Here is a 24,220-nt window from a genome sequence, read left to right as displayed (position 1 = left end):
GCTGCCTTCGGCGCCCTTCGGGGCGGCCTTGCCGCTCGAACTGCGCGGCAACCTCGGCCGCAACTGGTCGAGCGTCGACACCGTGCCTGGCCCCGGCAACCGCCTCGACCAGCAACCACGCTGGTCGGGCAAGCTCGTCGCCGACGTCAACGGCGCGCGCGGCATGCTGTATGCGAATGCGCTCGGCGCCACCGAACGCGATGCCACCAGCGCCACCTATCGCAGCCTGCGCCTCCAGTACGAACGCAAGTTCGAGCAAGGCCGCGGCCGGCGCGAATCGCCGATTCATGGCATGCTGCGCTTTTTTCAACGCAAGAAAGCAGCACATCCATGACTCAGCGCCTCGACGAACGGGAATTGCAGGACGCCTGCCTGGACCTGGCCCGGGTCGTGCTGGCCGCCGGCCAGCCGCAAGTCTCGAACGACATCCTCGAAACCCTGGCCGACCGCTTCCACCGCGAAGTCGTCGACTTCGCGCCCGGCATCGCGCGCGCCGGGCGCGATCCGAATCTCCTGAGCCGCGCGGTCTACTACATGATCGACGCCCACGCCCTGCCCCTGATGGGCACCGACATGGAATGGTTCCGCCAGGCCCTGGTATGCCTGGTCGAACTGGCGGTGCCGGGCATCGCCCTATCGGACAAGGGCGGTGCCTTCCTGCGCGACGTGCAGCTGGGCGTCGAGCAGTCGCTGGGGGACCTGGAGGGCTGAACCGTTCAGCCGGAAGGCCTGCACCGCGGCCGCCAGGCTGTCCGCCTCTTCGCGCAGGGCCTGGGCGGCGGCGGAGGCCTGTTCGACCAGGGCCGCGTTCTGCTGGGTGGCCTGGTCCATTTGCGCGATCGCCTGGTTCACCTGTTCGATGCCCGCCGCCTGCTCCTGGCTGGCGGCCATGATATCGCCCATGATGCCGGTGACCCGGCCGACGCTGCCGACGATCTCCTGCATCGTGCTGCCGGCGCGGTCCACCAACGCCGAACCGTGGCGCACCTGCCGCACCGAATCGTCGATCAGGGCCTTGATTTCCCGCGCCGCCGCCGCGCTGCGCTGGGCCAGGTTGCGCACCTCGCCGGCGACCACCGCGAAGCCGCGTCCCTGCTCGCCGGCGCGCGCGGCCTCGACCGCGGCGTTCAGTGCCAGGATATTGGTCTGGAAGGCGATGCCGTCGATGACGCCGATGATGTCGGCAATCCGCGTGGCCGAAGCGTCGATCGCACCCATGGTGCCGACCACCTCGGCCACCACTGCGCCGCCCCGGTCGGCCACTTCGGAGGCCGACAGCGCCAGCGCATTGGCCTGGCGCGCATTGTCGGCGTTCTGGCGCACGGTCGCGGTCAGCTCCTCCATCGAAGACGCGGTCTGCTCGAGCGAGGCCGCCTGTTCTTCGGTGCGCGAGGACAGATCCAGGTTGCCCGCCGCGATCTGGCCGGAAGCCGTGGCGATGGTGTCGGTACCGCCGCGCACCCGGCCCACCAGGCTCGCCAGCCCGCGGTTCATCTCGTTCAGCGCGCGCATCAGGCGCCCGGTCTCGTCCTGCGCCGTCACGGCGATGCTCTGGGTCAGGTCGCCGCCGGCCACCGCACCGGCGACCCGAACGGCTTCCTCCAGCGGCACGACGATCCCGCGGATCAGCATCGCGCCGACGACGCCGGCCAGGACCAGGCCGAAGGCCATGCCGCCCAGGCAGACCAGGCGCACGATCTCGTAGGTGGACTGCGACTCGGTGCTGGCCCGGCCGGCTTCGTCCAGCTGGAGCTGGATCAGGCCGTCGACGGCAGTGCGCACCGGCACGAACAGCGCGATCATCGGCCCCTGCACGAGGGCCTTGGCGCGCTCCATGTCCCGGGCGCGCAGCGCCTCGACGGCCGGCTGCAGGGCCTCCCCGACGAAGCGGCCACGGGCGCGCACGAAGCCTGCGGCCAGCTCCTTTTCGCGTTCCGTCATCCTGGTGCCGCTGTAGGCCTTCCATTGTTCGTCGATGAACACCTTGTTGCGGGCGATATTCTCGAGCAGGGCCGGCACCGCGCCCGGATCGGCGTTCAGGGCTTCCGCGGCGGCCAGCTGGTTCAGGTTCAGGCGCCGCACGATGCGGTCGAGCTGGCCCAGGCAGACCATGCGGTCGTCGTACAGCGAGTGCAGCTGGTCGTTGGCGTGGCCGAGGCTGAGCAGCCCCACGGTGGCGCCGACGATCAGTTCCAGGCCCAGGAGCACGATCACGAGGATCAGGCGCGTCTTGATAGTGAGTTGTTTGGTGAGTTTATTCAGCATGAACAGCCCTGCTTGTACCGGTTAGAGGATTGGATAGGGAAGGTCTTTCGTCAACAGCCGCTCCAGCTGTTCCGGCCATACCGGCGAGCTGAAGTAATACCCCTGGAACTCGTCGCAGCCGTTCGCCTTCAGGAAGGCCACCTGCTCCGCGGTCTCGACACCCTCCGCCACCGCCTCGAGGTTCAGGCCATGCGCCAGGTCGATGATGGCGCGGGTGATCGCGGCGTCGCTGCGGTCGTCGACCACGTCCTTGACGAAGGCGCGGTCGATCTTCAGCACGTCGAGCGGGAAGCGCTTCAGGTAGCTCAGCGACGAATAGCCGGTGCCGAAATCGTCGATCGACAACGCGACCCCGAGCCCCTTCAGCGAGCGCAGCACCTCGACCGCCCTGGCGGTGTCGCGCATCACCGTGCTTTCGGTGATCTCGATTTCCAGGCCGGCCGGATCGAGGCCGCTCCCGGCCAGCGCGGCGCTTACCTGGGCGGTCAGGCCGGCCTGCTGGAACTGGCGCGCCGACAGGTTCACCGACACCCGGCCCAGCGGCAGGCCTTCGTGGCGCCAGCGGGCGGCCCGGCCGCTGGCTTCGCGCAGCACCCACATATCGAGCTGCTCGATCATGCCGGTTTCCTCCGCCAGCGGGATGAAGCGTGCCGGCGCCACCAGGCCCAGCACCGGATGGCGCCAGCGCACCAGGGCTTCGACCCCGGCCATGCCGCCGTCCGGACCCACGCGTGGCTGGTACTGCAGGGCGAGCTGGCCGCGTCCGATCGCATGGCGCAGCATCGATTCGAGGTCGACGCGGTCGCGGATCACCTGTTCCATCTCGGCGCGGTGGAAGCACATCTGGGCTGGGCCGCCGGCGCGCGCCGAGTCCAGCGCCACCTCCGCCATCTGCAGCAGTTGCGCCGGCGTGCACGGCGCCGGCGGTGCGGTGGCGATGCCGATGCTGGCCGACAGGAACAGGCGCTGGCCGCCCAGCACGAAGGAATCGCGCATGCAGCACAGCATGGACCGGCCCAGGCGCGCGGCCGCATCGATGCCGGAATCCGGCTGCACCACGATGAACTGGTTGGCGCCTGGCCGCGCCAGCATGTCGTCCGGACCCAGCAGGCGCGCGAGCCGCGCCGCGCACTCGCGCAGCACCTCGTCGCCGCCGGCGTGGCCATAACTGCCGTTGATCTTCCTGAATTCGTCGACATCGAATACCAGCACCGCCGGCACCCGTCCATCGTGGCGCGCGGCATCGAGCGCGGCCTCCAGCAGGTCGAGGATGCCGCGCCGGTTCGGCAGCCCGGTCAGGTCGTCGCGGGACTGCCGCTCCACCAGGGCGCGCTCGAGGCGGCGCCGCTCGGCTTTGCAGCGCCGCAATACACTCCACAAGGGTTTCCTCATGCCGCCGATTCCGCCCGCCGCGCCCGCAGCAGCGCTTCGATGTCCGCTGCCGGCACCGGCGCGCCGAAGCGGTAGCCCTGCATCCGCCGGCAACCGTGCGCGCTCAGGAAGTCCTGCTGGCCGGCGCTCTCGACGCCCACCGCCGTCACGTCCAGCTTCAGGGACGCGGCCAGGGCGATCACGGCCGCGACGATGGCGGCATCGTCGCTGTCGGTTTCGATGTCGGCGACGAAGGAGCGGTCGATCTTCAGTCCATGGATCGGGAAGCGCTTCAGGTTGGCCAGGCTCGAATAGCCGCTGCAGAAGTCGTCGATCGCCAGCTGCACGCCCATCGTCGCCAGGCGGGCCATGGTCTCGGCGGCCACGGCGGGGCTCTCCATCAGCAGGGTTTCGGTAATCTCCAGGGTCAGCGTGGCAGGATCGCAGCCGCTGCGCGCAGCCAGGCGCTCCACCTGGGCGGCAAGGTCCTGCTGCTGGAACTGGCGCGCGGACACGTTAACGCTCATCCGCAGCGGGCCAAGGCCGATGCGCTGCAAGGCCGCCAGCTGGTCCATCGCGGTGGCCAGCACCCATTCGCCGATCGGCACGATCAATCCGGTTTCTTCCGCCAGCGGGATGAAATCGGCCGGCAGGACCATCTCCCGCCCTTCCGGCCGCCAGCGCAGCAGCGCTTCGAGGCCGACCACGCAGCCGCTGGCGACGTCGAACTGCGGCTGGTAATACAGCGCGAACTCGCCGCGCTGGAGCGCGCGCTGCAGCCTTGCCTCGACCTTCAGGTGCTCCTCGGCGTGCATGCCCATGTCCGCCGTATAGAAATGGAAGTGATTGCCGCCCTCGGCCTTCGAACTGTACATCGCCGTGTCGGCCGCCTTCAGCAGAGCATGGCAATCCGTCCCGTCGCGCGGATACATCGCGATGCCGACGCTGCCGGTCGGGAACAGCTCGGTGCCGCACAGGGTCAGCGGCTGGAACAGCTGGGCCAGCAGCTTCTGCGCCACCAGCGCCGCGTCGTCCGCGCAGGCCAGGTCGGGCAGCACCACCACGAATTCGTCGCCGCCCTGGCGCGCCACGGTGTCGCTCTCGCGCAGGGCGCAGGCCAGGCGGCGCGCGATCTCGATGATCATCTGGTCGCCGGCCTCGTGCCCGAGGCTGTCGTTGACGTGCTTGAAGCGGTCGAGATCGATGAACATCACGCCTACCTGGCGCCTGGTGCGCTGGGCCTGGGCGATGGCATTCGCCAGCCGGTCCTGCAACAGGGTGCGGTTCGGCAGGCCGGTCAGCGCATCGTGGCTGGCCATCCGCTGCAGGGCTTCCTCGGCCTGCTTGCGGCGCGAGACATCCTCGACCGCGATGATCAGCCGCAGCTGACCGCTGGCGACCTCGCGCATCACGGACGCACTGACGGTTACCCAGATCGGATTGCCGCCTTTGGCCACGTAGCGGGTCTCGCGCTGGAAATCGCGGATCTCGCCATCGACCAGCCGCCGGATCAGCACCCGGTCTTCGAGCAGCTCGTCCGGGTGGGTGATCTGGTGGACGAAGCGCTGCAGCAGTTCGATCTCCGTAAAGCCGACGATGCGCGTGAGCCTGCGGTTGACGCGCACGAATCGGCCCTCGCGCGACAGCAGCGCGATCCCGACCGCGGCCTGGGTGAAGGTCAAACGGAAGAACTCCTCGCTTTCCTGCAGCCGCAACTTGGCCTGGCGCCGGAAGGTGACGTCCTGGCCGATCAGCAGCAGGATCGCGCCGCCCGCCTGGCGCGTACGGCGGATATTGAATTCGAAGTAGCGCGCGCCTTCGGCATGGCCGTCGACGGTGACCACCACACCGTCCTGGGGCGCGCCCGAGGCCAGCGCGGCCGCCATGCGTTCGGCCAGCTCGGGGGCCGGAATCAGGCTGTCGAGCTGGGGCTGGGCCTCGACCGCGTCGTCCGGAATGCCTAGCATCTCCAGCATCGTCGCGTTGATCGAGCGGATCCGGTATTCGTCGTCGACCACGATCAGGCCGGCCGGCATCCCGTCGATCACCTGCTCCAGGTAGTTCTGGTACTGGACCACGCTGCGCTGGTCGGCATGCGCATAGGTGTCGAGCGCCAGGCCCATGTCCAGGCAGACGACCTTGAGGATGCTGTCGCAGGCGGCGCGGAAACGCCGCGGCTCGGCGTGCATGCGCTCCCACAGGAGCTCGATCATCTCGGCCAGGTATTTGCGGTAGGCGCCGATATACCACTTCGGCTCAAGGCCGATGCGCTGGTGCACCAGGCCGACGCGCAGGCGGTCGCGGATATAGGTCTCGCCATACTCTCCGGCGGTCAGGCTGCGGAAGTAAGCGGCCTGCGCGTGCTTCAGGCGCTGCACCGTGCCGCCGTCCTCCATCAGGGCCTGCAGTTCCGGGAAGCTCAGGATGTGATCGTAGAAGCTGTCCGAAAAGGTATCGATATCCTTGTCGATCAGGCCGTGCAGTTCGCGCAGCAGCGCGACATCTCCCTCGCCCAGTTCGAGGAAGGCCATGCGGGCGGCCAGTTCCTCCCGGTCGAGGCCGATCTCGAGGGCGATCGCATCGATGGAATCGTTCGTTTTATCACGCATAAATTGCAAAAGAGCCACAGGTGTGAACTGTTTGCAATTTTATGAACGGGTTAATTTTTGATCAAACCCGTTGCTTGATCTGCATCAAAAACCAATCGAATTTACCCGCCTCAACTAAAAAGGCCGGCACAAGGCCGGCCTCCCCTACTCGCCTGCTACGGGCGCTCAGGCCGTCGCGGCGGCACGGCGCCGGCGCGCCGCCCCCACCGCAGCCGCGCCCAGGGCCAGCAAGGCCAGACTGCCCGGTTCCGGCACGTCGCCGCCGGTCTGGACCGCCGTATCGAGCGCGGTCACGGCGATGTCGTTCAGATTGCTGTCCAGGAACAGGACATCCGAGAACGACAGCGGCGACTCGCCGGCGCCCAGCACATTGAAGCTGATGGTGGCCAGCAGGCCGCTGCCGCTGATGCCCGGCACGGCGCTGAACAGCGAACCGAAGGCGTAGCTCACCAGGCCGGAGGCGTTATCGAGATCGACGACGTCCTGCATCGCGGTGTTGGCGTCACCCAGGAAGTCGCCGGCGGTATAAGCCGTCGCTTTCAGCAGGCCGGGGGCGAAGCCGAGGCTGAACTGATAGCCATACAGGTCGGCGATATTCGAGATCATCACGGCAACGCTGACCGTCGAACCGTCGCTGGACTTGGTCGTGACGGTCGACAGGATCGGCGCCGCCCAGGCTTGCGCGCAGCTGGCCATCAGTACCGCCGCGCCCAGCATTTTTTTCCAATTTTTCATCATGTTTCTCCGGATTTGTTAAAGATGCGGTCAATTGCAGCTGCTGCCTTGCGGCAGGCGCGCGTTCACATAGCTCAGGTCGCGGATGTCAATCACGTTGTCCTTGTTGACATCGGCGCGGGCATCGAAGCCGGCCTGGCCGTTGCGCTTGCCGATCAGGGCCTTGACGATGGATACATCCGCGCAGCTCACCGCGCCGTCGCCATCGACGTCGCCGGCCACCGGCGGCAGGTTGATGGTGAAGTTCGCGTTGGACACGTCGAAGAACACATTGCCCACGGCTTCCACCTTGATGCGCGCGGCGCTGGTGGCCACCCGCGGCAGCACCACGCTGGCGCTGCCGGTGTTCGGCGTGCTGGCCGCCAGCTCGTAAGGCCAGGTCGTGCCGCCGTCGGTCGACAGCGTGATCCTCACCTTGCTGGTCGAAACCGGCGCGACGTTGGTGTTCGCCACGCTCCAGCTGACGGTCTGCGGAACGCCCGCATCCAGGGTCACGGCCGTGTTGGGCGCGGTGACCTGGAAGGGACCGGCCGCCGGGGCCAGCACCAGGGTCGTGATGGCGCTGTTGACGCCGCCACGGCCGTCGCGCGCCGTCAGCTTGAAGTTCAACGAGGCCGGGCTCGCGTTCACGCCCGCCACGCCGACATAGGCCGCGGTCGGCAGGAACTCCGAGAAGCACTCGATCTGGTCCGCGGTCGGCGTGGGCGAAGCCGTCGGGCAGGCGCCGGTTTCCGCGTTGGTGTTGTTGGCCAGGATCTGCTTCATGTCCGGGAACACGCGGGTCGGCTCGCCGGTCACGGTGTTCTCGCCCGGCGATTCATACTCCAGCGTGTCGGTGTTGTTGACGATGGCGCGCTGGCCGAACTGGCGGAACAGCGGTCCGTTGGTCTTGACGTTGCTCACCAGGCCGGTGCCGGTGGCGGCGCCGCGGTCGTTCTGCTCCCACATATAGGTCAGGGCGTCGCCGTCCGCGTCGGTCGCGCTGCCGGTCAGCACGAAAGGCGTGCGCACCGGGATCGTGTAGGACGGCGTCACGCTCACGACCGGCGGCGTGTTGCCGGTCCCCGACAGGGTGCCGCGCCGGGTGGTCGCACCGCCGGCGGTGATCTCGCCGACGTAGCCGGTGCAGCCGCCGCTGCAGTTCAGCAGTTCCAGCGAGGGCACGTTGGTGTTCGCCAGGGTGCCGCCGAAGGTGATCGTGAACCCGGTATCCGTCAGCGCGCTGATCGCAACCGTGCCGCCGGCCTGCCAGCCGGCGATGTTCTCGATCGCCGCCTTGATGCCGGCGGTGCTGAAGTTGGAACCGCGCACGATCGGCGCCGACAGCTTGCCGTTCCACGACAGCTGGAACTGCTGGGTGCCGGCAAAGCCGGTCAGCACGCCCATCTGCACTTCGCTCACCGAGGTTTCGGCGGCGGAGGTGTAGGCGGTGATCTCGTCGAAGCTGCGCTGCGACCAGTAGGGATCGCTGTGGGTCTGCAGGTTGTCGGTGCCGCAGATGCCGGCATAGGCCATGATCGAGGAACCGCTGCCAGGCTCCACCGAGGTGCCGGCGTTGCGGTTGGTGCTCGCGCAGTTGCTGATGGTGCCGTTGAACGTGTGGTTGCCCGAGAACTGGTGACCCATCTCGTGCGCCACGTAGTCGACCGCGTAGAAATCGCCTTTCGGGGTCGGGATGCCGGTGCAGCCCTGGGCCTTGCTGGTGCCGCCGACCACGCCCAGGCTGGCGATGCCGCCGCCGTTCAGGCCCAGGCCGATGTGGCCGACGTCGAAATTGCTGGCGCCGGCGAGCAGGCCCGCGACCACGCGGTTGCGCGACAGGGTGCCGCTGCCGCAGGTGGAGGCCTGGGCGGCGGTGAAGCAGGCGGAACCGCCGCAGGGGCCGTTGGCGCCGGTCATCTTGGCGGCGGTGTCGAGGTTCAGGGCCTCGGTGCCGTTGATCAGCACAAGGCGGATCGAGGTCTCGTCCTCGTACACCTGGGTCACGCGGTTGATCAGGGTGACCTTGGCCGCGGTCACACTCGCCGGGTCGCCGCCGAAATAGGCGGCATACGAGGGGTCGGTCACCAGCGCCAGGCGGTAGATGCGCAGCGTGCCGCCGGCGCTGGCCATCGGCGTCGCGTCCTGGCCGACCACGTGGAAGGCGGCGCTGGCGCCGCCGTCGGCCGCGCTGATCTCGTAGGCGCCAGGATTGGCTCCGGCCGGCAGCGCGATGCTGAAGCTGCCGTCCTTGCCGGCGGTGGCGCTGAGATTCTGCAGGGGAACGCTGTCGCCTTCGGCGTGCAGTTCGAGGTTGACGCTGGCGCCCGGCGCGAAGCCGGCGCCGCGCACTTCGACATTGTCGCCTTCGCCTACGAAGCCGCGCGACACGCTCAGCGTGGCCTGGTCGAGGCTCCCTTCGATCAGCGGTCCACGCGGGCTGATCAGGTCGGCGCGGGTATAGGCGGCGTAGACGCTGGTGTCGTTGCGATAGTAGGGATCGACGTACCAGCCGCCGTTCGGCGAACGGACCGAGGCGTGCAGGCCGAGCGGGGTGATATCCATGCGCAGGCTGGCGTTCGGATCGTCGATGCCCTTGCCGCGATAAGTCTTGATCTCGGGGTGCCTGGCGGCCAGCTCGTCCTCCATGATCGGCGATTCGACCAGGGTGAAGCGCTGGTAGCCGCCATCCGGGTGGGGCAGCGAAATGCTCAGGGTGCTCGAGGTGGCGGTGGCGCCGGCGGCCAGGCGCTCGCGTGGCGCGCCGGCGGTAAACGACTTCATGCCGGGCAGGTCGAGCGTGGCAGCGTGGAAACGCTTAAGCTGCAGCTCGGGCAACCTTGCGGAGGCGCCGAGGGCCTGGGTCAGGCTGGAGGATGACTGGATCCCGCCGCCCACGTTCTGCCAGAACGGTGCTGCGGGCTGGCTCTTGACGCCGGAGCCGGCCTGGGCGAATGCCGCCGGCGCGGTCCCCAGGAAAGCCAGGGCTACACATAGTGCAATGGAACTCGAACACTTCGTTTTCATGCGGTGTCCTCTCTCGGAATGGTCTTGCTGTGCTTATGGTTATAGGTATGCCGGACCCACGCCCCGGCATGCGGTCGAGTCAATACAGCAAACCGATAGTATTGCCAAAAAATTATTAACACAAGCTAAATATTTCATTTATGCAAATGCTTTCTTTACCGCAAAGAAGCCCTGTCCGCTATGATTTCGTTTCCGCAAATTCACACTCAGAAGGAAAAAAGCATGCCGAGCTGGACCAGGAAAATCGCCCTCACCGCCCTCGCCTCCCTTAGCCTGCTGGGCGTTGGCGCGCGCGCCGCCGAGCAGCGTCCGGTGCTGCTCACCGCCGACAAGGTCTGGACCGGCGAAGGCGCGCCGCATGCCGGCTGGGGCGTACTGGTGGCCCAGGGCCGCATCCAGGCCGTCGGCCCGGCCGACAGGCTGGCCGTGCCGGCGGATGCCGAACGGATCGAGCTGCCCGGCAAGACCCTGCTGCCCGGCCTGATCGACCTGCACTCGCACCTGCTGCTGCATCCGTATAACGAAACCACCTGGGACGACCAGGTGATCAAGGAAGCGCCGGCCTACCGCATCGCGCTGGCGGTGCGCCATGCCGCCGACACCCTGCAGGCTGGCTTCACCACCCTGCGCGACCTCGGCACCGAGGGTGTCGACTATGCCGACGTCGGCATCAAGCGCGCCATCGAAGAAGGCCAGGTGCCGGGGCCGCGCCTGCTGGTGGCGACGCGCGCGATCGTCGCCACCGCCAGCTACGGCCCGGCCGAGCGCAACTACCGTCCGGACATGGAGATTCCCTACGACGCCCAGCAGGCCACCGGCGTCGACGAAGTAACGAAGGCGGTGCGCGAACAGGCTTCGCACGGCGCCGACTGGATCAAGTTCTATGCCGACTACCGCACCGGTATCGACGGCAGCACCCGTCCGACCTTCACCCTGGAAGAAATGAAGGCGATGGTGGCGGCCGCCCACGTGACCGGACGCAAGGTGGCGGCCCACGCCAGCAGCGACGACGCGATCCGCATGGCCGTGCTGGCCGGCGTCGACAGCATCGAGCACGGCTACGGCGCCAGCGAGGCGACCTTCAGGCTGATGCTGGAGCGCCATACCGCCTATGTGCCGACCCTGACCGCGCCGGAAGCGATCGGTGAGTATTTCCAGAAGCACGTGCGCGGCGGCACGCCGACCCCGGGCATGCAGGAAGCGGCGCGCGCCTTCCGACTGGCGCACAAGCTGGGCGTCACCATCGGCAACGGCAGCGACGTCGGCGTGTTCACCCACGGCAGCAATGAGCGCGAGCTGGAGTGGATGGTGCGCCTGGGCATGACGCCGACCGAGGCCCTGCGCGCCGCCACCGTGGTCGCCGGCGACATCCTCGGCAAGAAGGACCTGGGGGCGATCCAGGCCGGCAGCCTGGCCGACGTGATCGCGGTCGAGGGCGACCCGACCGCCGACATCGCGGCGCTGCGCAAGGTGGGCTTCGTGATGAAGGCAGGCACGGTGTATCGCCGCGACTGAACGGCGCCGGTAAGGCGCCGTGATCCCTGGCGCGCCCGCCAATCGGGCGCTCCTGACATTCAGGAAGCGTAGGATGGGTTATACGTGCCGGCGTTGCGGTTTTCCACAATAGCTGGCGCAGATATTTTCAGTAATGATGACGGCACTATCATTCGCTCATGAAGCCCGATCATGAAAAAACCATTCTATAAAGTACTGTACCTCCAGGTACTGTTCGCGATTATTGTCGGCGTGCTGCTGGGTATCTTCGATCCCGGCCTCGCCACTGCGATGAAGCCGCTGGGAGACGGCTTCGTCAAACTGATCAAGATGATCATCGCCCCGGTCATCTTCTGTACCGTGGTCGCCGGTATCGCCGGCATGCAGGACATGAAGAAGGTCGGCCGCGTCGGCGGCAAGGCCCTGCTCTACTTCGAAGTCGTGTCCACCTTCGCGCTGGCGATCGGCCTGATCGTCGCCAACGTCATCAAGCCGGGCGCCGGCTTCAACGTCAACCCGGCCACCATCGACACCCACTCGATCGCCCAGTACACCGACAAGACCAAGGCGCTGACGACGACCGACTTCCTGATGAACATCATCCCGAACACCTTTGTGGATGCGTTCGCCAAGGGCGAGATCCTGCAAGTGCTGCTGATCGCGATCCTGTGCGGCTTCGCGCTGTCGATGATGGGCGAGCGTGGCCGTCCGATCACCCGCGGCATCGAAACCCTGTCGCACATGATCTTCGGCGTGGTGAACATCATCATGAAGGCCGCCCCGATCGGCGCCTTCGGTGCGATGGCCTTCACCATCGGCAAATACGGCGTCAAGTCGCTGATCCCGCTGGCTTCGCTGGTCGGTTCCTTCTACCTGACCTGCGCCCTGTTCGTCGTGATCGTGCTGGGCATCATCGCCCGCCTGACCGGCTTCTCGATCTTCCGCTACCTCTCCTACATCAAGGAAGAGCTGCTGATCGTGCTGGGCACCAGTTCGTCGGAAAGCGCGCTGCCGGCCATCATGCGCAAGCTGGAAAAGCTTGGCTGCCCGAAATCGGTGGTGGGCCTGGTGGTTCCGACCGGCTACTCGTTCAACCTCGACGGCACCAACATCTACATGACCATGGCGGCCCTGTTCGTTGCCCAGGCAACCAACACCGACCTGACCCTGACCCAGGAACTGACCATCCTGCTGGTGGCGATGCTGACCTCGAAGGGCGCGTCCGGCATCACCGGCGCCGGCTTCATCACCCTGGCGGCGACCCTGGCCGTGGTGCCGACCATCCCGGTGGCGGGCATGACCCTGATCCTGGGCATCGACAAGTTCATGAGCGAATGCCGCGCCCTGACCAACATCATCGGCAACGGCGTCGCCACCATCGTCGTGTCGAAGTGGGAAGGCGAGCTCGACCACGAGCGCCTGAGCGCCGAGCTGAAGAATCCGAGCGTGGACGACAGCTCCCTGCGCGAGCAGGCCGTGCACGAAACCGCTTGAGTCGGCCGCTCGAGCGGGCCGCTCGGGCTGGAAATAACTCTCCTCGTTCAGACGCCGGGTTCGCCCGGCGTCTTTTTTTTGCTTTAGAATCCGTGCTATGAAGAACTGGATCAACCGCCTGCGCGGCGCCCCCGAGAATGCGCCCGCCGCAGCCGCTCCTGCGGCCGCGCCCGACGAACAGGCGGCCGACCTCGCGGCCGACATCGAAGCAAGCTATTACCGCTGGCTGACCGCAGCGCGCGGCTACGCCGCCCCCGAAGAGGTCGAGACCCGCATCCTCGACTCGGTACACCAGCTGAGCGCGCAACCGGGCGAAGCCGCCGGGCTGGTGCCGCGCGTGCCGGAAACGATTCCCAAACTGCTGTCCAGCCTGAGCGACGAAGACGCCTCGGTGGCCGACCTGGCCCGCCAGGTCGCGCAGGACGTGGTGCTGGTGGCAGAGGTCATCCGCGAAGCCAACAGCGCCTACTACCGCCCGATCGCCCCGGTCAAGAACGTCGAGGCCGCCATCATGATGCTCGGCCAGAACGGCTTGCGCATGCTGCTGGCGCGCATCGCCTTCCGTCCCCTCATCAACATGCAGGCGAACGGCTTCGCCCGCGAGGCCGCGCCCCAGGTCTGGAACCAGTCGGTCAGCTGCGCGCTGGCGTCCAGCCTGATGGCGCCGGGCCTGAGCACCGGCGTGTTCGAAGCCTACCTGGCCGGCCTGATGCAGAACGTGGGCCTGGTGGTCGCCTTCCGCCTGGCCGACCGCATCTGCACTGACGGCCGCGTGCCCGGCTCCAGCGACTTCGGTGCCCAGCTGCTGGCCGCCAGCCGCCAGCTTTCGTCCGCCATCGCCGCCCACTGGAGCTTCCCGCAGGCAGTCGTCGACGCCATCGCCCACGCCGGCGAGCCGGGCAGCGACCACCTGGCCGAAGCCCTGGCCCAGGGCGACCGCATCGCCAAGCTGCGCCTGCTGATCGACGCCGGCGTGATCGGCGAAGACGACAACCTCGTCACCGACGGACTCGACAATTTCCAGCGGCGTTGTCTGGGCAAGCTGGCGAAGCTCGAGGGCTAGCGGATATTCAGGCGGGCGACTGTTCGGCGCGATACGCTGCGGCGGCAGCCAAGGCTGCGCATACGCCCCCGCTCACGGTTTATTGGCCGGGCGCGCCCTGGCCGCCGCCCCGTTCTCCAGCCGGAACACGATGTCGACCGACTGCCGCAGCTTGAGCAACTGGACCATCACGAAAGTCTCGCGGTCGATGTCGGCGGCGCGCTGGTTGCTGGTAGCGCGGGCCCTGCGCTCTACCCGGAACTCGTCGCGTTCCAGGCCCAGGGTGGTGCCCAGCTTCTTGAGGGCGTCCGGGGTTGCCGCCATCATCGGCCCCAGCCGGCGTCCGCCGGCCGCCGCCATCACTTCGGCGCGGCGGCGCGCATCGGCGATGGCTGCGGCCACCATCTCGTCGTTGACCTGCTCCATGGTGCTGAGATCGAAATCCGCGGCGAAGCTGTCCAGGTTGGGCTTGCCGAGCAGGCCGCCGCCCAGCGCCGGCCAGTTGGCGGTATTCCGCAGCCGGATGTGCACGTCGCAGCTCAGCTCATATACCGGGGTGCCATCGGCGTTGCGTTCCTTGCGCACGGACTGGCGCACCTCGCGCACCTGCATGTCGTCCTCCTCGATGCTCAGCTTCTGCATCAGCTCGCGCACCTCGGCCATCCGCGCATCGATCACGGCGCGCGCCGCGGCCGGATCGGCGTCAGCCGCGACGACCTGGAAATCGAGGGTGGCAATATCTGGCATCTCGACCCGGAAATTGCTGCCGGTGACGTGTACGAAGGGATAGTCGGGGATGCTGGATGCCACGGCCGGCGCCGCCGGCAGGGTCAGCGCGGCGGCCGCCATCGTGCAGGCAGCCAGGATCGGCAGCAAAGGCTTCAGTTTGAACATGGACACTCCATCATTGAAAAATCATTGGTCGCGCAAGGCCAGGGCCGGCGACATCCGCATCGCCGCCACCGCCTGGCGCGCACAGCCGGCCAGGGCGACCAGGCCGACACCGGCACAGGCGATCGCCAGCGGCCACCAGCCCATCGGCGCACGCTCGACGAAACCGGCCAGGTAGCGCTCGGTCCACAGCCAGGCCGGCGCCAGCGCCAGCAGCGCGCCCACGCCCAGCAGCGCAAGCCATTCGCGCGCGACCAGCAGGCCGATATGGCGGGGTGTGGCGCCGTGCAGCTTGCGCAGCACGAATTCGCGGGCGCGGCGGCGGATCGTGTAGCTCGACAGCACATAGATGCCGAAGCAGGCCAGGGCAGTCGCGACGATGCTGGCCAGCGCCAGCAGCTTGGCCTGGCGCAGGTCGTCGCTGTAATTGCGGGCGAACACCGAGGACGCGGTCTCGATGACGGGCAAGTCGTTCGGGAAATGGCGCGCCCACAGGGCCTCGATGGCGGCACGGGCGCCGGCGATATCGCCACGGGTGCGCACCGTCAGCACACCCTGCTCCTCGTTCAGGCGGTACAGGATCGCCTCCGGCTTTTCGCGTAGCGAGTTGTAGCGCAGGTCGGGCGCGATGCCGATGATGCGGCTGTCGTCGTCGATGAACTGGCCGACCGCCGCCTCGGGCGAAGGGAAGCCGAGCGCCAGCGCGGCGCGCGCATTCAACACGACGCCTTCTTCGCCCTCGCGCGAGAACAGCTTGCCCGCCAGCGGACGCAGGCCGAACACCTCGAAGAAATTCGCGCCGACGTCTTTCAGCTCCAACGGCACGGATTCCGCCCCGGACCGCCGAATCATGATGACGCTCTTGTTGCCGTCGCGGCCGACCGCGTCCTGCATGGCGGCCACGCCGGCGACGTCGGACTGCCGCGCCAGCTCCGTCCTGAAGGCATGTGCGGCGGCCGGGCCGGCCTTGTCGGGCAGTTCGATCACAAGTTGCGGCCGCGGATCGAAGCCCGGATCGGCATGGCTCGCGTAACGGGCCTGCCACCACACGGCGAGGCTGGCGGCCGCCAGCCCGATTGCCGCGGCGAACTGGGCCGCCGTTAGCACGCGGCGCATGTGCTGCCCCTCGGACGTCTCGCCGCCACGCCCGCCGAGAGCAACGCTGGCCGGGACCCGTGCCGCCAGCCATGCCGGATACAGCCCAGACAGCAGCCCGGAGCCAAGCCCGATGGCGGCGAGCATGGCCCAGCCGGCCGGCCCATAGGTGGACGACAGCGGGCGGCCAACCAGTTCCGAAAACAGGGGCAGGGCCAGCCAGGCAAGCACGGCGCCGATCGAGGTCGAGGCGGCGCCGACCAGCAGGGATTCGGCCAGGAACTGCCCGGCCAGGGCGGCGCCCGAGATGCCGAGGGTCTTGCGCACCGCGATCTCGCGGCGCCGCGCGGCGGTACGCACGGCCGCCAGGTTCACGTAATTGGTGACCGCCAGCGCAAGGATCAGGATGCCGAGGCTCGCCAGGCCGGCGATCGCCGCCGGGCTGCCGTAACGGCTGCCGCCGCGGCTGGACAGCAGGTCGGGATCGAAATAGACCTTCGACAGCGGCGTCACGGCGATGCTGGTGTAGGGCTTGGGTCGGCCCGCGACCAGCGCGCCGCTGAACACGCTGTCGCGCTGGGTGGCGACCGCCTGCTCCAGGGTCAGACGCAAGGCGGCGGTATCGATGGCCGGTTCGGTCTTCAGGTAGAGCCGCGCCCGCCGCGACCACGCTTGGCGCTCGCTGTCCGGCGGCCGATCCCAGCTGTGCCGGCCCTCGCCGAGCAGCAGGCCGAATTCCGGACTGGTATTTGCCGGCATGTCGGCAAGGACCGCGCGCACCACGAAGGGGACGCCGTCGATCGAGGCCACCTTGCCGAGCGCATCGGCGGTCCCGAACAGGCGCAGGGCCTCGCTGCGGCTCACCACCAGCGCATCTGGGCGCGCCAGCGCCGCGTCGGCATCGCCGGCCAGGGCCTTGATGCCGAAGAAGCGCAGATAATTCGGTGCGGCCACCGCGAGGTCCACCAGAAGCAGGCGTTCGCCCACGCGTGCCGCCAGCTGGAAGGGCTTGGCGCTGGTCGCGTCCTGGACCAGCCCGGCCGCCAGCGCCACCCTGGCCAAGGGCGGCGGCGCGCTCTCGCCCCAGTCCGGGCGCGGCAGCAGGTTGCGGCGCTCCTTGACCACGTAGATGCCGTCGGCGCCGGCGATGGCGTCGTTATAGGTCCAGGCGTAGCGCACCAGACCGAACAGCAGGAAGCAGGCGGCCAGCGCCACGGCCAGGCCAAGCACCGCGACCGCCGAATACAGGGGCTCCCTCGCCAGCAGGCGCCAGGCCAGTTTCAGGTTCCGAAGCCGCATCCGCACTCCCGCAGAAGTAGACAATGATGTCTATGCTATGCCTTTTATGGCTGTTCTCGCAATAGCATTTCAATAAATATTTCTGTAGACAGTCCTATCTAGAAGGGCTAGTCTACGCGCGTGTGCATCGTGTTTTTCGAGGATGAATCATGGCCAAGTCCCCCGCCCCCTCCAAGCCGACCCCGGCCGAACTCGACCTGTTGCAGGTGCTGTGGCCGCTGGGCTCCGGCACCGCCCGCCAGGTGCATGACGAGATCCTGAAGACGCGACCGGACGTCACCTACGCGACCGTGCTGCGCCTGATGCAGATCATGCATGCCAAGGGTTTACTGATCCGCGACGAGAGCGAACGGTCTCACGTGTACGCGCCGGCCCAGGCCCAGGAATCGCTGCAGACCAATCTGCTGAAGGACCTGATGCAGCGCGCCTTCTCGGGCTCGGCCAAGGCGCTGGTGCTGGCGGCCCTCAAGTCCGGGATCTCGAAGAAGGAAAGGGAGGAAATCGAAGAACTGCTCAAGAGCGAGGACAAACGATGAGCGCCCAGGCCCTGGTGGCGGCGCTGGGCTGGACCCTGGTCCATTTCGTGTGGCAAGGCGCCCTTCTCGGCTGCGCCGTCGCGGTGCTGCTCGTCGCCCTGCGCAATGCGCGGCCCGAGACGCGCTATGCGGTCGCATGCGGGGGCCTGCTGCTGTGCCTGGCTTGGCCGGCGGTCGACCTGGCGCTGTTGCTGAAGGCCGGCGCCGGTGATGCGGGCGGCAGGCTCTTCCCCGGCGCCGGCGGTGGCGGTGCCGTCGCGCCCGGTGCGACCGGCCTGCTGCCCTGGCTTGGACAAAACCTGGGCTGGATCGTCGCCTTGTGGGCCGCCTGCTCCGGCGCGCTGAGCCTGCGCATGGCGGTCGGCCTGCTGTGGATCGGCCGCGCGGCCCGCGCGCAAGCCTGCGACCCGGCCTGGCAGGAACGCCTGTCGCGCCTGGCGGAGCGCTGCGGCCTGGGCCGCGAAGTGCGGCTGCGCGTGGTCGACGGTCTCGCCAGTCCGATCACGGCCGGCTGGTGGCGCCCGGTGGTGCTGGTGCCGGCCAGCCTGGTCGCCGGCATGCCGCCGCATTTGCTGGAAGCCCTGCTGGCCCACGAACTCGGCCACGTGCGGCGCCACGACTACCTGGTCAACCTGCTGCAGAACGTGATCGAAACCCTGCTGTTCTACCACCCGGCCGTGTGGTGGCTGTCGCGCCGCATCCGCGCCGAGCGCGAGCAGATCGCCGACGACTTCGCCGCCCGCCACCTGGGCGAGCCGCGCCGCCTGGCGCTGGCGCTGTCGGAACTGGAAAAGCTGCAGTTTTCCAGCCATCACCTGGCCCAGGCCGCGAACGGCGGCGACCTGATGGCACGGATCCGCCGCCTGTTGCGCCCTGACGTGCAGGCGCTCAACTGGAAGGCGGCGATTCCGGTGCTGGGCCTGGCCGTGGTGTGCGCGGCCAGCGCGCATGCGCCGGCGAACCGTAACGACGCGGCACCTGTCCTGCGCGGCGAAACCCGGGGCGCGATCGCAGATTTCTCGACCTGCCGCAAGCCCTACTACCCGAAGGCCGATATCGCAGCCGGCCATGAAGGCACCGTAACGATCGGCTTCATGATCGACGAGCATGGCATGGTAACCGGCTCGTCCATCGCTAAATCGAGCGGTTACGCCAGCATGGACGAGGCCGCGCGCACTGCGCTGGCGCTGTGCCGCTTCAGTCCGGCGCTCGAAGCCGGCAAGCCGATCGAGCAACTGGCGCATATCCAGTACGTCTGGACGCTCAAATAAAAAGCCGCGGCCAGTCCCGGCCGCGGCTTCGGTGTGCAATGCCCGGCTTCAGACCGCCGAAACGTCCAGCTCGGCAGTCGTCGCGGCCACCACCTCTTCCTTGGTGACGCCCGGCGCCAGTTCCACCAGCTTGAGCCCGGTGTCGGTGACGTCGATCACACCGAGGTCGGTAATGATGCGGTCGACCACGCCCACGCCGGTCAGCGGCAGATCGCACTTCTTGAGGATCTTGTGGCTGACCGAGCCGTCCTTGGCGGTGGCCACGTGCTCCATCAGCACCACCACGCGCTTGACGCCGGCCACCAGGTCCATCGCGCCACCCATGCCCTTGACCATCTTGCCCGGGATCATCCAGTTGGCCAGGTCGCCCTTTTCCGAGACCTGCATCGCGCCCAGGATCGCCAGGTTGATCTTGCCGCCGCGGATCATGCCGAAGGAATCGGCCGAGCTGAAGTAGGCCGAGCCCGGCAGCGCCGTCACGGTCTGCTTGCCGGCGTTGATCAGGTCGGCGTCCACTTCGGCGTCAAGCGGGAACGGGCCAATGCCCAGCAGGCCGTTTTCCGACTGCAGGAAGACTTCCACGTCCTTCGGGACGTAGTTCGCCACCAGGGTCGGCAGGCCGATGCCCAGGTTCACGTAGAAGCCGTCCTGCAGTTCCTTCGCCGCGCGCGCGGCCATTTCATCACGAGTCCATGCCATGTCGTCTGTCTCCTGTTCCTAGCTTAGGCTGCGCGCACGGTGCGCTGTTCGATGCGCTTTTCCGGCGTCGGGTTGTGAACGATGCGGTGCACGAAGATGCTCGGCAGGTGCACCTGGTCCGGATCGATCTCGCCGGTCTCGACCAGTTGCTCTACCTCGACGATGCAGATCTTGCCGGCGGTGGCGACGTTCGGGTTGAAGTTGCGCGCGGTCTTGCGGAACACCAGGTTGCCGGCGCGGTCGGCCTTCCAGGCCTTGACCAGGGCGACGTCCGGGTTCAGCGAGCGTTCCATCACGAACATTTCGCCGTCGAATTCGCGGGTTTCCTTGCCTTCGGCGACGATGGTCCCGTAGCCGGTCTTGGTGAAGAAGGCCGGGATGCCGGCGCCGCCGGCGCGCAGCTTCTCGGCCAGCGTGCCCTGGGGCGTGAATTCCAGCTCCAGTTCGCCGGCCAGGTACTGGCGCGCGAACTCCTTGTTTTCGCCGACGTAGGACGCGATCATCTTCCTGATCTGGCGCGTGGCCAGCAGCTGGCCGAGGCCGAAGTCGTCGACGCCGGCATTGTTCGAGATCGCCGTCAGGTCCTTGACGCCGGAATCGCGCAGTGCGGCGATCAGCGCTTCAGGAATGCCGCACAGGCCGAAGCCGCCCACGGCAATGGTCTGGCCGTCCTTGACGACGCCTTCGAGTGCGGACCGCGCATCTGGATAAACTTTATTCATACCCGTCCCTTTAGTAGTTAAGCCAACAGCTCTTTCTGTACAGCAGAGTAGAATTCGAGAATAAAATAGCCCCCTGCAAAGCACAATACCGTAGAAATACCGGCAAGGGCCGGCCATGGAGACTTTAGTTTGCATCAGACGACAGCATCATACGCCATCGATTACGAGATGATCTTCCAGCATGCCCCGGTCGGCATGTGCATCTCCGTCAATCGGATCATCCAGGCGTGCAACCAGGCACTGGCGTCGATGTTCGGCTACGACTGTGCCCAGCTCAACGGCAAGTCCTTCGAAGTGCTCTACCCGACCCAGGACGAATTCCTGCGCACCGGCGACCGCATCGTCCCCATCATGAACGCGAAGGGCCGCTACTCGGACGAGCGCATCATGCGCCGCGCCAACGGCGAGCTGTTCTGGTGCCACGTGAGCGGCCGCGCCCTCGACCCGCAGCAGCCGCTGGGCGCCGGCATCTGGACCTTCGAAGATGTCAGCGAGAAGCGCCCGGTGACGGCCGCACTGACCCCGCGCGAGCGCGAGATCGCGGCCCTGCTGGTCGAAGGCAAGACCAGCAAGGTGATCGCGCGCGAAACCGACCTTTCCCCGCGCACGGTGGAGATGCACCGGGCCAAGCTGATGAAGAAATTCTCGGCATCGACTTCGTCCGAGCTGGTGCACAAGCTGGTCGGCGTGGCCCGCTGAGCCGCGTCAACGCCCGACCCGCCTCCCCTAGCCATTATGGATGAGCACGCTATGCGGCGTGCATTTCCATACGAATGCGCTCGAGGAGGACATGATGGCCCGATTGACCTGGCGCGGATTGCTCACATCCGCCATTCTTGCAGCCGCGCTGGCCGGCTGTTCGCCCTTCCAGTATCAGCCCAACATCAAGAACGGCGGGCGTGCGGTCGCGGCCGCCGTCGCACCGGGCGACTCCAGCCGCATCGTGGTGGCGTCGGCCTCGGGCGGCATCTTTCGCAGCACCGACACCGGCGCCACCTGGACCCAGACCAGCGGCAACGGCACCTTCGCCTTCACCGACCTAAAGTACCTGCCGAGCAACGCGAACATCGTCATCGCCACCGCCCTCTCGGACACCAGGACCAGCACCGGCGGCGGCATTTGGCGCAGCCTCGACGCCGGTGCCAGCTGGTCGAGGGTGGCCATCACCACGCCGGTCCCGGCCTGCGCGGCCGACCTCTCCGGCTTCGGGCTGGCCGCGGAAACCGCGCGCAACCGGGTCTGGGCGGCCACCTCCTGCGGCGTCGCCTTCAGCAGCGACTCCGGCGCGAGCTGGCACTTCCTGCCCAAGGCCGCCGGCTACGACAACGACAGGAGCTATGCGGTGCTGGCGCCCACCGCCACGCGCCTGGCGATCCTGACCGACGGCGGCGTCAAAGTCTCCGCCAACGCCGGGGGTAGCTGGAGCCTGTCGACCACCGGCCTGCCGGGCTTCATCGTCAGGGGCGTGCATAACGAGATCGCCGTATCGCCGCTCAATCCTTCCCACCTCTTCTTCACCTTCAACCAGTGGGTCTGGAACGTCGCCGCGGCGAAATGGGAGGGCCACACCCTGCTGTACCGGTCCTGGGACAATGGCGCGACCTGGGGGCCGCTGCTGGATATTCCCGGCTATAACCGCCCCTCTTTCGTCAAGACGGCCCAGCCGAGCGATGCGACGCATTACGGCATCCACTTCGGCGACGGCAGCTGCACCCAGCAGAGCGCCACGGTGACGAACGGCGCGGTGCCGACCTTGTCGGGCTGGACCACGTCCGAACTCGACCACTGCGACACCTCCGACCTTGCCTTCAGCGCCGCCGACGGCAGGACGCCCCTGCTGCTCACCTCCGACGCCGGCCTCAACAGCACCCCCGACGCCGGCCTCCACTGGCACGTGACCGGCGGCGGCGACGCCGGCTACGATGCCCTGCAAATCACCGAGGTGATCGGCCAGCTGCACCCGGACCGCCGGACTTCCGACCTGTATTTCGCGACCCAGGACAATTCCATCTGGGCCTCGGCCGATGCCGGCGTCACCTGGCCGACCAATGTCTGCTGCGAAGGCTTTTACCTGAACATCTGGCGCGAGCCCATCCCGGCCGCGGACACCAGGCTCACCGGCGTCGATTGCGGCGCCTGCTTCAACTTCATCTCGGGCCCGCTGCTGGCAGGCTTCAGCGCCTTCCCCAACCCGCCGAACAATGCCGGCAACCCGCGCCTGCTCAAGCCCGGGGCCTATGTCCAGAACACCCAGCTCAGCGGCCTGCCGGGCAATATCTACGACCTGAGCACCGACAACGGCGCCAGCTGGACGCCACGCTACGGCTTCCTCGAGGATCCGCAGGACTTGCCGAAGGTCGCGGGGCCGGTGGCCAACCCGGTGATCTACACCGCGGTCAAGCTGTCGGGCGCGACGCCGGCCGGCTTCCCGGTCGTCGGCATCAAGCGTATCGCCGATACGCTGGCCGCCGGCTCGCCCCTGGTATCGGACATCGGCGGCTTCGGCAGCCTCGGCATCTTTCCCACCGAGTTCGCGTGGTACAAGCCTTTCGGGGTCGACCCGCGGGACGCCAACTTCCTGATCGTGCCCGACATCGTCGGCAACACGGTCAGGGTGACGCATGACGCCGGCGCCACCTGGACCACGGACACCGCGCTGACCGGCCTGGCCACGCGCGGCGGCATCTTCAAGTTCAGCTTCGGGCCGTTCTCCCAGATCAGCGCGTTCGGCTTCGATCCCGATTGCGCCGGCCACATCCTGGTCGGGACCCAGCAGGCCGGCATCATGGAAAGCTTCGACCGCGGCGCGACCTGGAACTACCTGGCCGGCTCGGATAACATCCCGCAGGTGTCGTCCTTCTACTTCCAGGGCAGCGGACAGGTTATCATCTCTTCCTACGGCCGCGGACTATGGAAAAAGTTCACTACCTGCCCGCGCCGCGTCATCCGGCCCGGCGTCCTGAGCGCCCTGGCCGAGCCCACCATCTACTGGAAGGGGGCCCGCGTGCCGCTCAGCCAGATCCACAATCCCGACGTCTGCCCGGTATGCGGCTATTTCGTCACCGAAGGCGGCGACATCCTCGACTTCGTGCTCGACCCGGCCACCGGCGAGTTGCGCGAAGTGGCGCTGAGCGGCGGCAGCATCCGCGGCCTCACCTGGGAGCGCACGCCGGTGCCGGCGCCGTTCAAGGTGACGCATGCCGACCGCCTCGGCAAGCTCGGCGGTGACCACGAGCTGCGCGCGCAGGTGAAGGCCGGCGCCCAAATCAAGGGGCTCTACCTGGATGGGGCGATCCTGAAAGGCGTGGTCCTGGCGCCGCGGGACGTGCAGGAAGCGCAGCTGCCGCGCAAGTCGGCGCTCGGGCCTTATGTGCGGGTCGAGGTGAGGCAGGAAGAGAATCCGAACGGCGAAGGCGGTGCGCTGGTCGTGCTGCTGCACGGATTCGGCTTCGATCCGGCCCTGCCGCTGTCGGTCTCGATCGACGGCGCTCCCGTGCGGATCGACGTGCAGCCGCGTTTCGACGCGGCCCGCGGCTTCACCCTGCCCCTGCCGCCCGTGGTGAGCATCGGCGGCCACACCATCGTCGTCGAGCAGCAGGGACCGGAGGGCATCCTGCGCGACGCCGCCACCTTCATCATCCCCTTGCAGGACAATGAGCGCGGCGAGGAGGACAAACGCAAGCGCCGCTGA

The 24,220-nt window shown here is 67.6% G+C and carries 18 protein-coding genes; 9 read left to right on the top strand and 9 right to left on the bottom strand.

Annotated elements, in window-relative coordinates; genetic code table 11:
• The first annotated feature begins 28 nt into the window (after positions 1-28).
• The gene (locus AC1DOP_RS02000) at positions 29-334 is read left to right on the top strand and encodes a hypothetical protein (RefSeq protein WP_441934277.1); all 306 of its coding nucleotides are present in this window, start codon (positions 29-31) and stop codon (positions 332-334) included.
• A complete protein-coding gene (locus tag AC1DOP_RS01995) occupies positions 331-711 on the top strand; it encodes a hypothetical protein (RefSeq protein ID WP_441934275.1) in 381 nt (126 codons plus the stop codon). The genes AC1DOP_RS02000 and AC1DOP_RS01995 overlap by 4 nt, the downstream gene beginning before the upstream one ends.
• On the opposite strand, the gene AC1DOP_RS01990 is transcribed toward AC1DOP_RS01995, so the two are convergent.
• The 5 genes from AC1DOP_RS01990 to AC1DOP_RS01970 form a co-directional block, all read right to left on the bottom strand.
• Positions 634-2,265, bottom strand: coding sequence for a methyl-accepting chemotaxis protein (locus AC1DOP_RS01990; RefSeq protein WP_477249487.1), 1,632 nt, complete (start codon positions 2,263-2,265; stop codon positions 634-636). The genes AC1DOP_RS01995 and AC1DOP_RS01990 overlap by 78 nt on opposite strands.
• 21 nt (positions 2,266-2,286) lie before the next feature.
• Positions 2,287-3,657: a putative bifunctional diguanylate cyclase/phosphodiesterase gene (locus AC1DOP_RS01985; RefSeq protein ID WP_441934271.1), complete on the bottom strand. Its 1,371-nt coding sequence runs from the start codon at positions 3,655-3,657 to the stop codon at positions 2,287-2,289.
• Complete coding sequence (locus tag AC1DOP_RS01980; protein ID WP_477249485.1) at positions 3,654-6,245, bottom strand: EAL domain-containing protein; 2,592 nt, start codon at positions 6,243-6,245, stop codon at positions 3,654-3,656. Before AC1DOP_RS01980 ends, AC1DOP_RS01985 begins: the two co-directional genes overlap by 4 nt.
• Before the next feature lie 165 nt (positions 6,246-6,410).
• Complete coding sequence (locus AC1DOP_RS01975) at positions 6,411-6,980, bottom strand: cohesin domain-containing protein (RefSeq protein WP_477249483.1); 570 nt, start codon at positions 6,978-6,980, stop codon at positions 6,411-6,413.
• 30 nt (positions 6,981-7,010) lie between these two features.
• Positions 7,011-9,986 carry a reprolysin-like metallopeptidase gene (locus tag AC1DOP_RS01970; RefSeq protein WP_477249481.1) on the bottom strand — a complete coding sequence of 992 codons (2,976 nt, stop codon included), beginning with the start codon at positions 9,984-9,986 and terminating at the stop codon, positions 7,011-7,013.
• 222 nt (positions 9,987-10,208) lie between these two features.
• Here AC1DOP_RS01970 and AC1DOP_RS01965 point away from each other — a divergent pair, with 222 nt between their 5' ends.
• From AC1DOP_RS01965 to AC1DOP_RS01955, 3 genes are all read left to right on the top strand, one after another.
• Positions 10,209-11,501, top strand: coding sequence for a metal-dependent hydrolase family protein (locus tag AC1DOP_RS01965; protein WP_477249479.1), 1,293 nt, complete (start codon positions 10,209-10,211; stop codon positions 11,499-11,501).
• A gap of 168 nt (positions 11,502-11,669) precedes the next feature.
• Positions 11,670-12,974: a dicarboxylate/amino acid:cation symporter gene (locus tag AC1DOP_RS01960; protein WP_441934456.1), complete on the top strand. Its 1,305-nt coding sequence runs from the start codon at positions 11,670-11,672 to the stop codon at positions 12,972-12,974.
• A gap of 97 nt (positions 12,975-13,071) precedes the next feature.
• The gene (locus tag AC1DOP_RS01955) at positions 13,072-14,037 is read left to right on the top strand and encodes an HDOD domain-containing protein (RefSeq protein ID WP_477249477.1); all 966 of its coding nucleotides are present in this window, start codon (positions 13,072-13,074) and stop codon (positions 14,035-14,037) included.
• A 72-nt stretch (positions 14,038-14,109) separates the two neighbouring features.
• Here the strand turns inward: AC1DOP_RS01955 and AC1DOP_RS01950 are convergent, their stop codons facing one another.
• Together AC1DOP_RS01950 and AC1DOP_RS01945 are read right to left on the bottom strand one after the other, a co-directional pair.
• Positions 14,110-14,910 (bottom strand): SIMPL domain-containing protein, encoded by an 801-nt coding sequence (locus tag AC1DOP_RS01950; RefSeq protein ID WP_441934259.1) that lies wholly within the window; start codon positions 14,908-14,910, stop codon positions 14,110-14,112.
• A 21-nt stretch (positions 14,911-14,931) separates the two neighbouring features.
• On the bottom strand, positions 14,932-17,301 hold the full coding sequence (locus AC1DOP_RS01945) for an ABC transporter permease (RefSeq protein WP_477249474.1): 2,370 nt from the start codon (positions 17,299-17,301) through the stop codon (positions 14,932-14,934).
• A 149-nt stretch (positions 17,302-17,450) separates the two neighbouring features.
• On the opposite strand from AC1DOP_RS01945, the gene AC1DOP_RS01940 reads away from it, so the two are divergent.
• Complete coding sequence (locus AC1DOP_RS01940) at positions 17,451-17,837, top strand: BlaI/MecI/CopY family transcriptional regulator (RefSeq protein WP_477249473.1); 387 nt, start codon at positions 17,451-17,453, stop codon at positions 17,835-17,837.
• Positions 17,834-19,108, top strand: a complete 1,275-nt coding sequence (locus AC1DOP_RS01935; protein ID WP_477249471.1) for a TonB family protein — start codon at positions 17,834-17,836, stop codon at positions 19,106-19,108. The genes AC1DOP_RS01940 and AC1DOP_RS01935 overlap by 4 nt, the downstream gene beginning before the upstream one ends.
• 48 nt (positions 19,109-19,156) lie before the next feature.
• Here AC1DOP_RS01935 and AC1DOP_RS01930 read toward each other — a convergent pair whose 3' ends face one another.
• Entirely contained in the window at positions 19,157-19,807 is a 651-nt protein-coding gene (locus tag AC1DOP_RS01930) for a CoA transferase subunit B (protein ID WP_441934252.1), read from the bottom strand.
• Positions 19,808-19,830: 23 nt separating this feature from the next.
• Entirely contained in the window at positions 19,831-20,529 is a 699-nt protein-coding gene (locus AC1DOP_RS01925; RefSeq protein ID WP_441934250.1) for a CoA transferase subunit A, read from the bottom strand.
• A 168-nt stretch (positions 20,530-20,697) separates the two neighbouring features.
• On the opposite strand from AC1DOP_RS01925, the gene AC1DOP_RS01920 reads away from it, so the two are divergent.
• Both AC1DOP_RS01920 and AC1DOP_RS01915 read left to right on the top strand, forming a co-directional pair.
• On the top strand, positions 20,698-21,228 hold the full coding sequence (locus AC1DOP_RS01920) for a LuxR C-terminal-related transcriptional regulator (protein WP_477249637.1): 531 nt from the start codon (positions 20,698-20,700) through the stop codon (positions 21,226-21,228).
• 91 nt (positions 21,229-21,319) lie between these two features.
• Entirely contained in the window at positions 21,320-24,220 is a 2,901-nt protein-coding gene (locus tag AC1DOP_RS01915; RefSeq protein WP_477249468.1) for a hypothetical protein, read from the top strand.

The organism is Massilia sp. 01N410 (genome assembly GCF_056399665.1).
The sequence above is the reverse complement of the archived record's forward strand: the minus strand, read 5'-3'. Positions and strand labels throughout refer to the sequence as shown.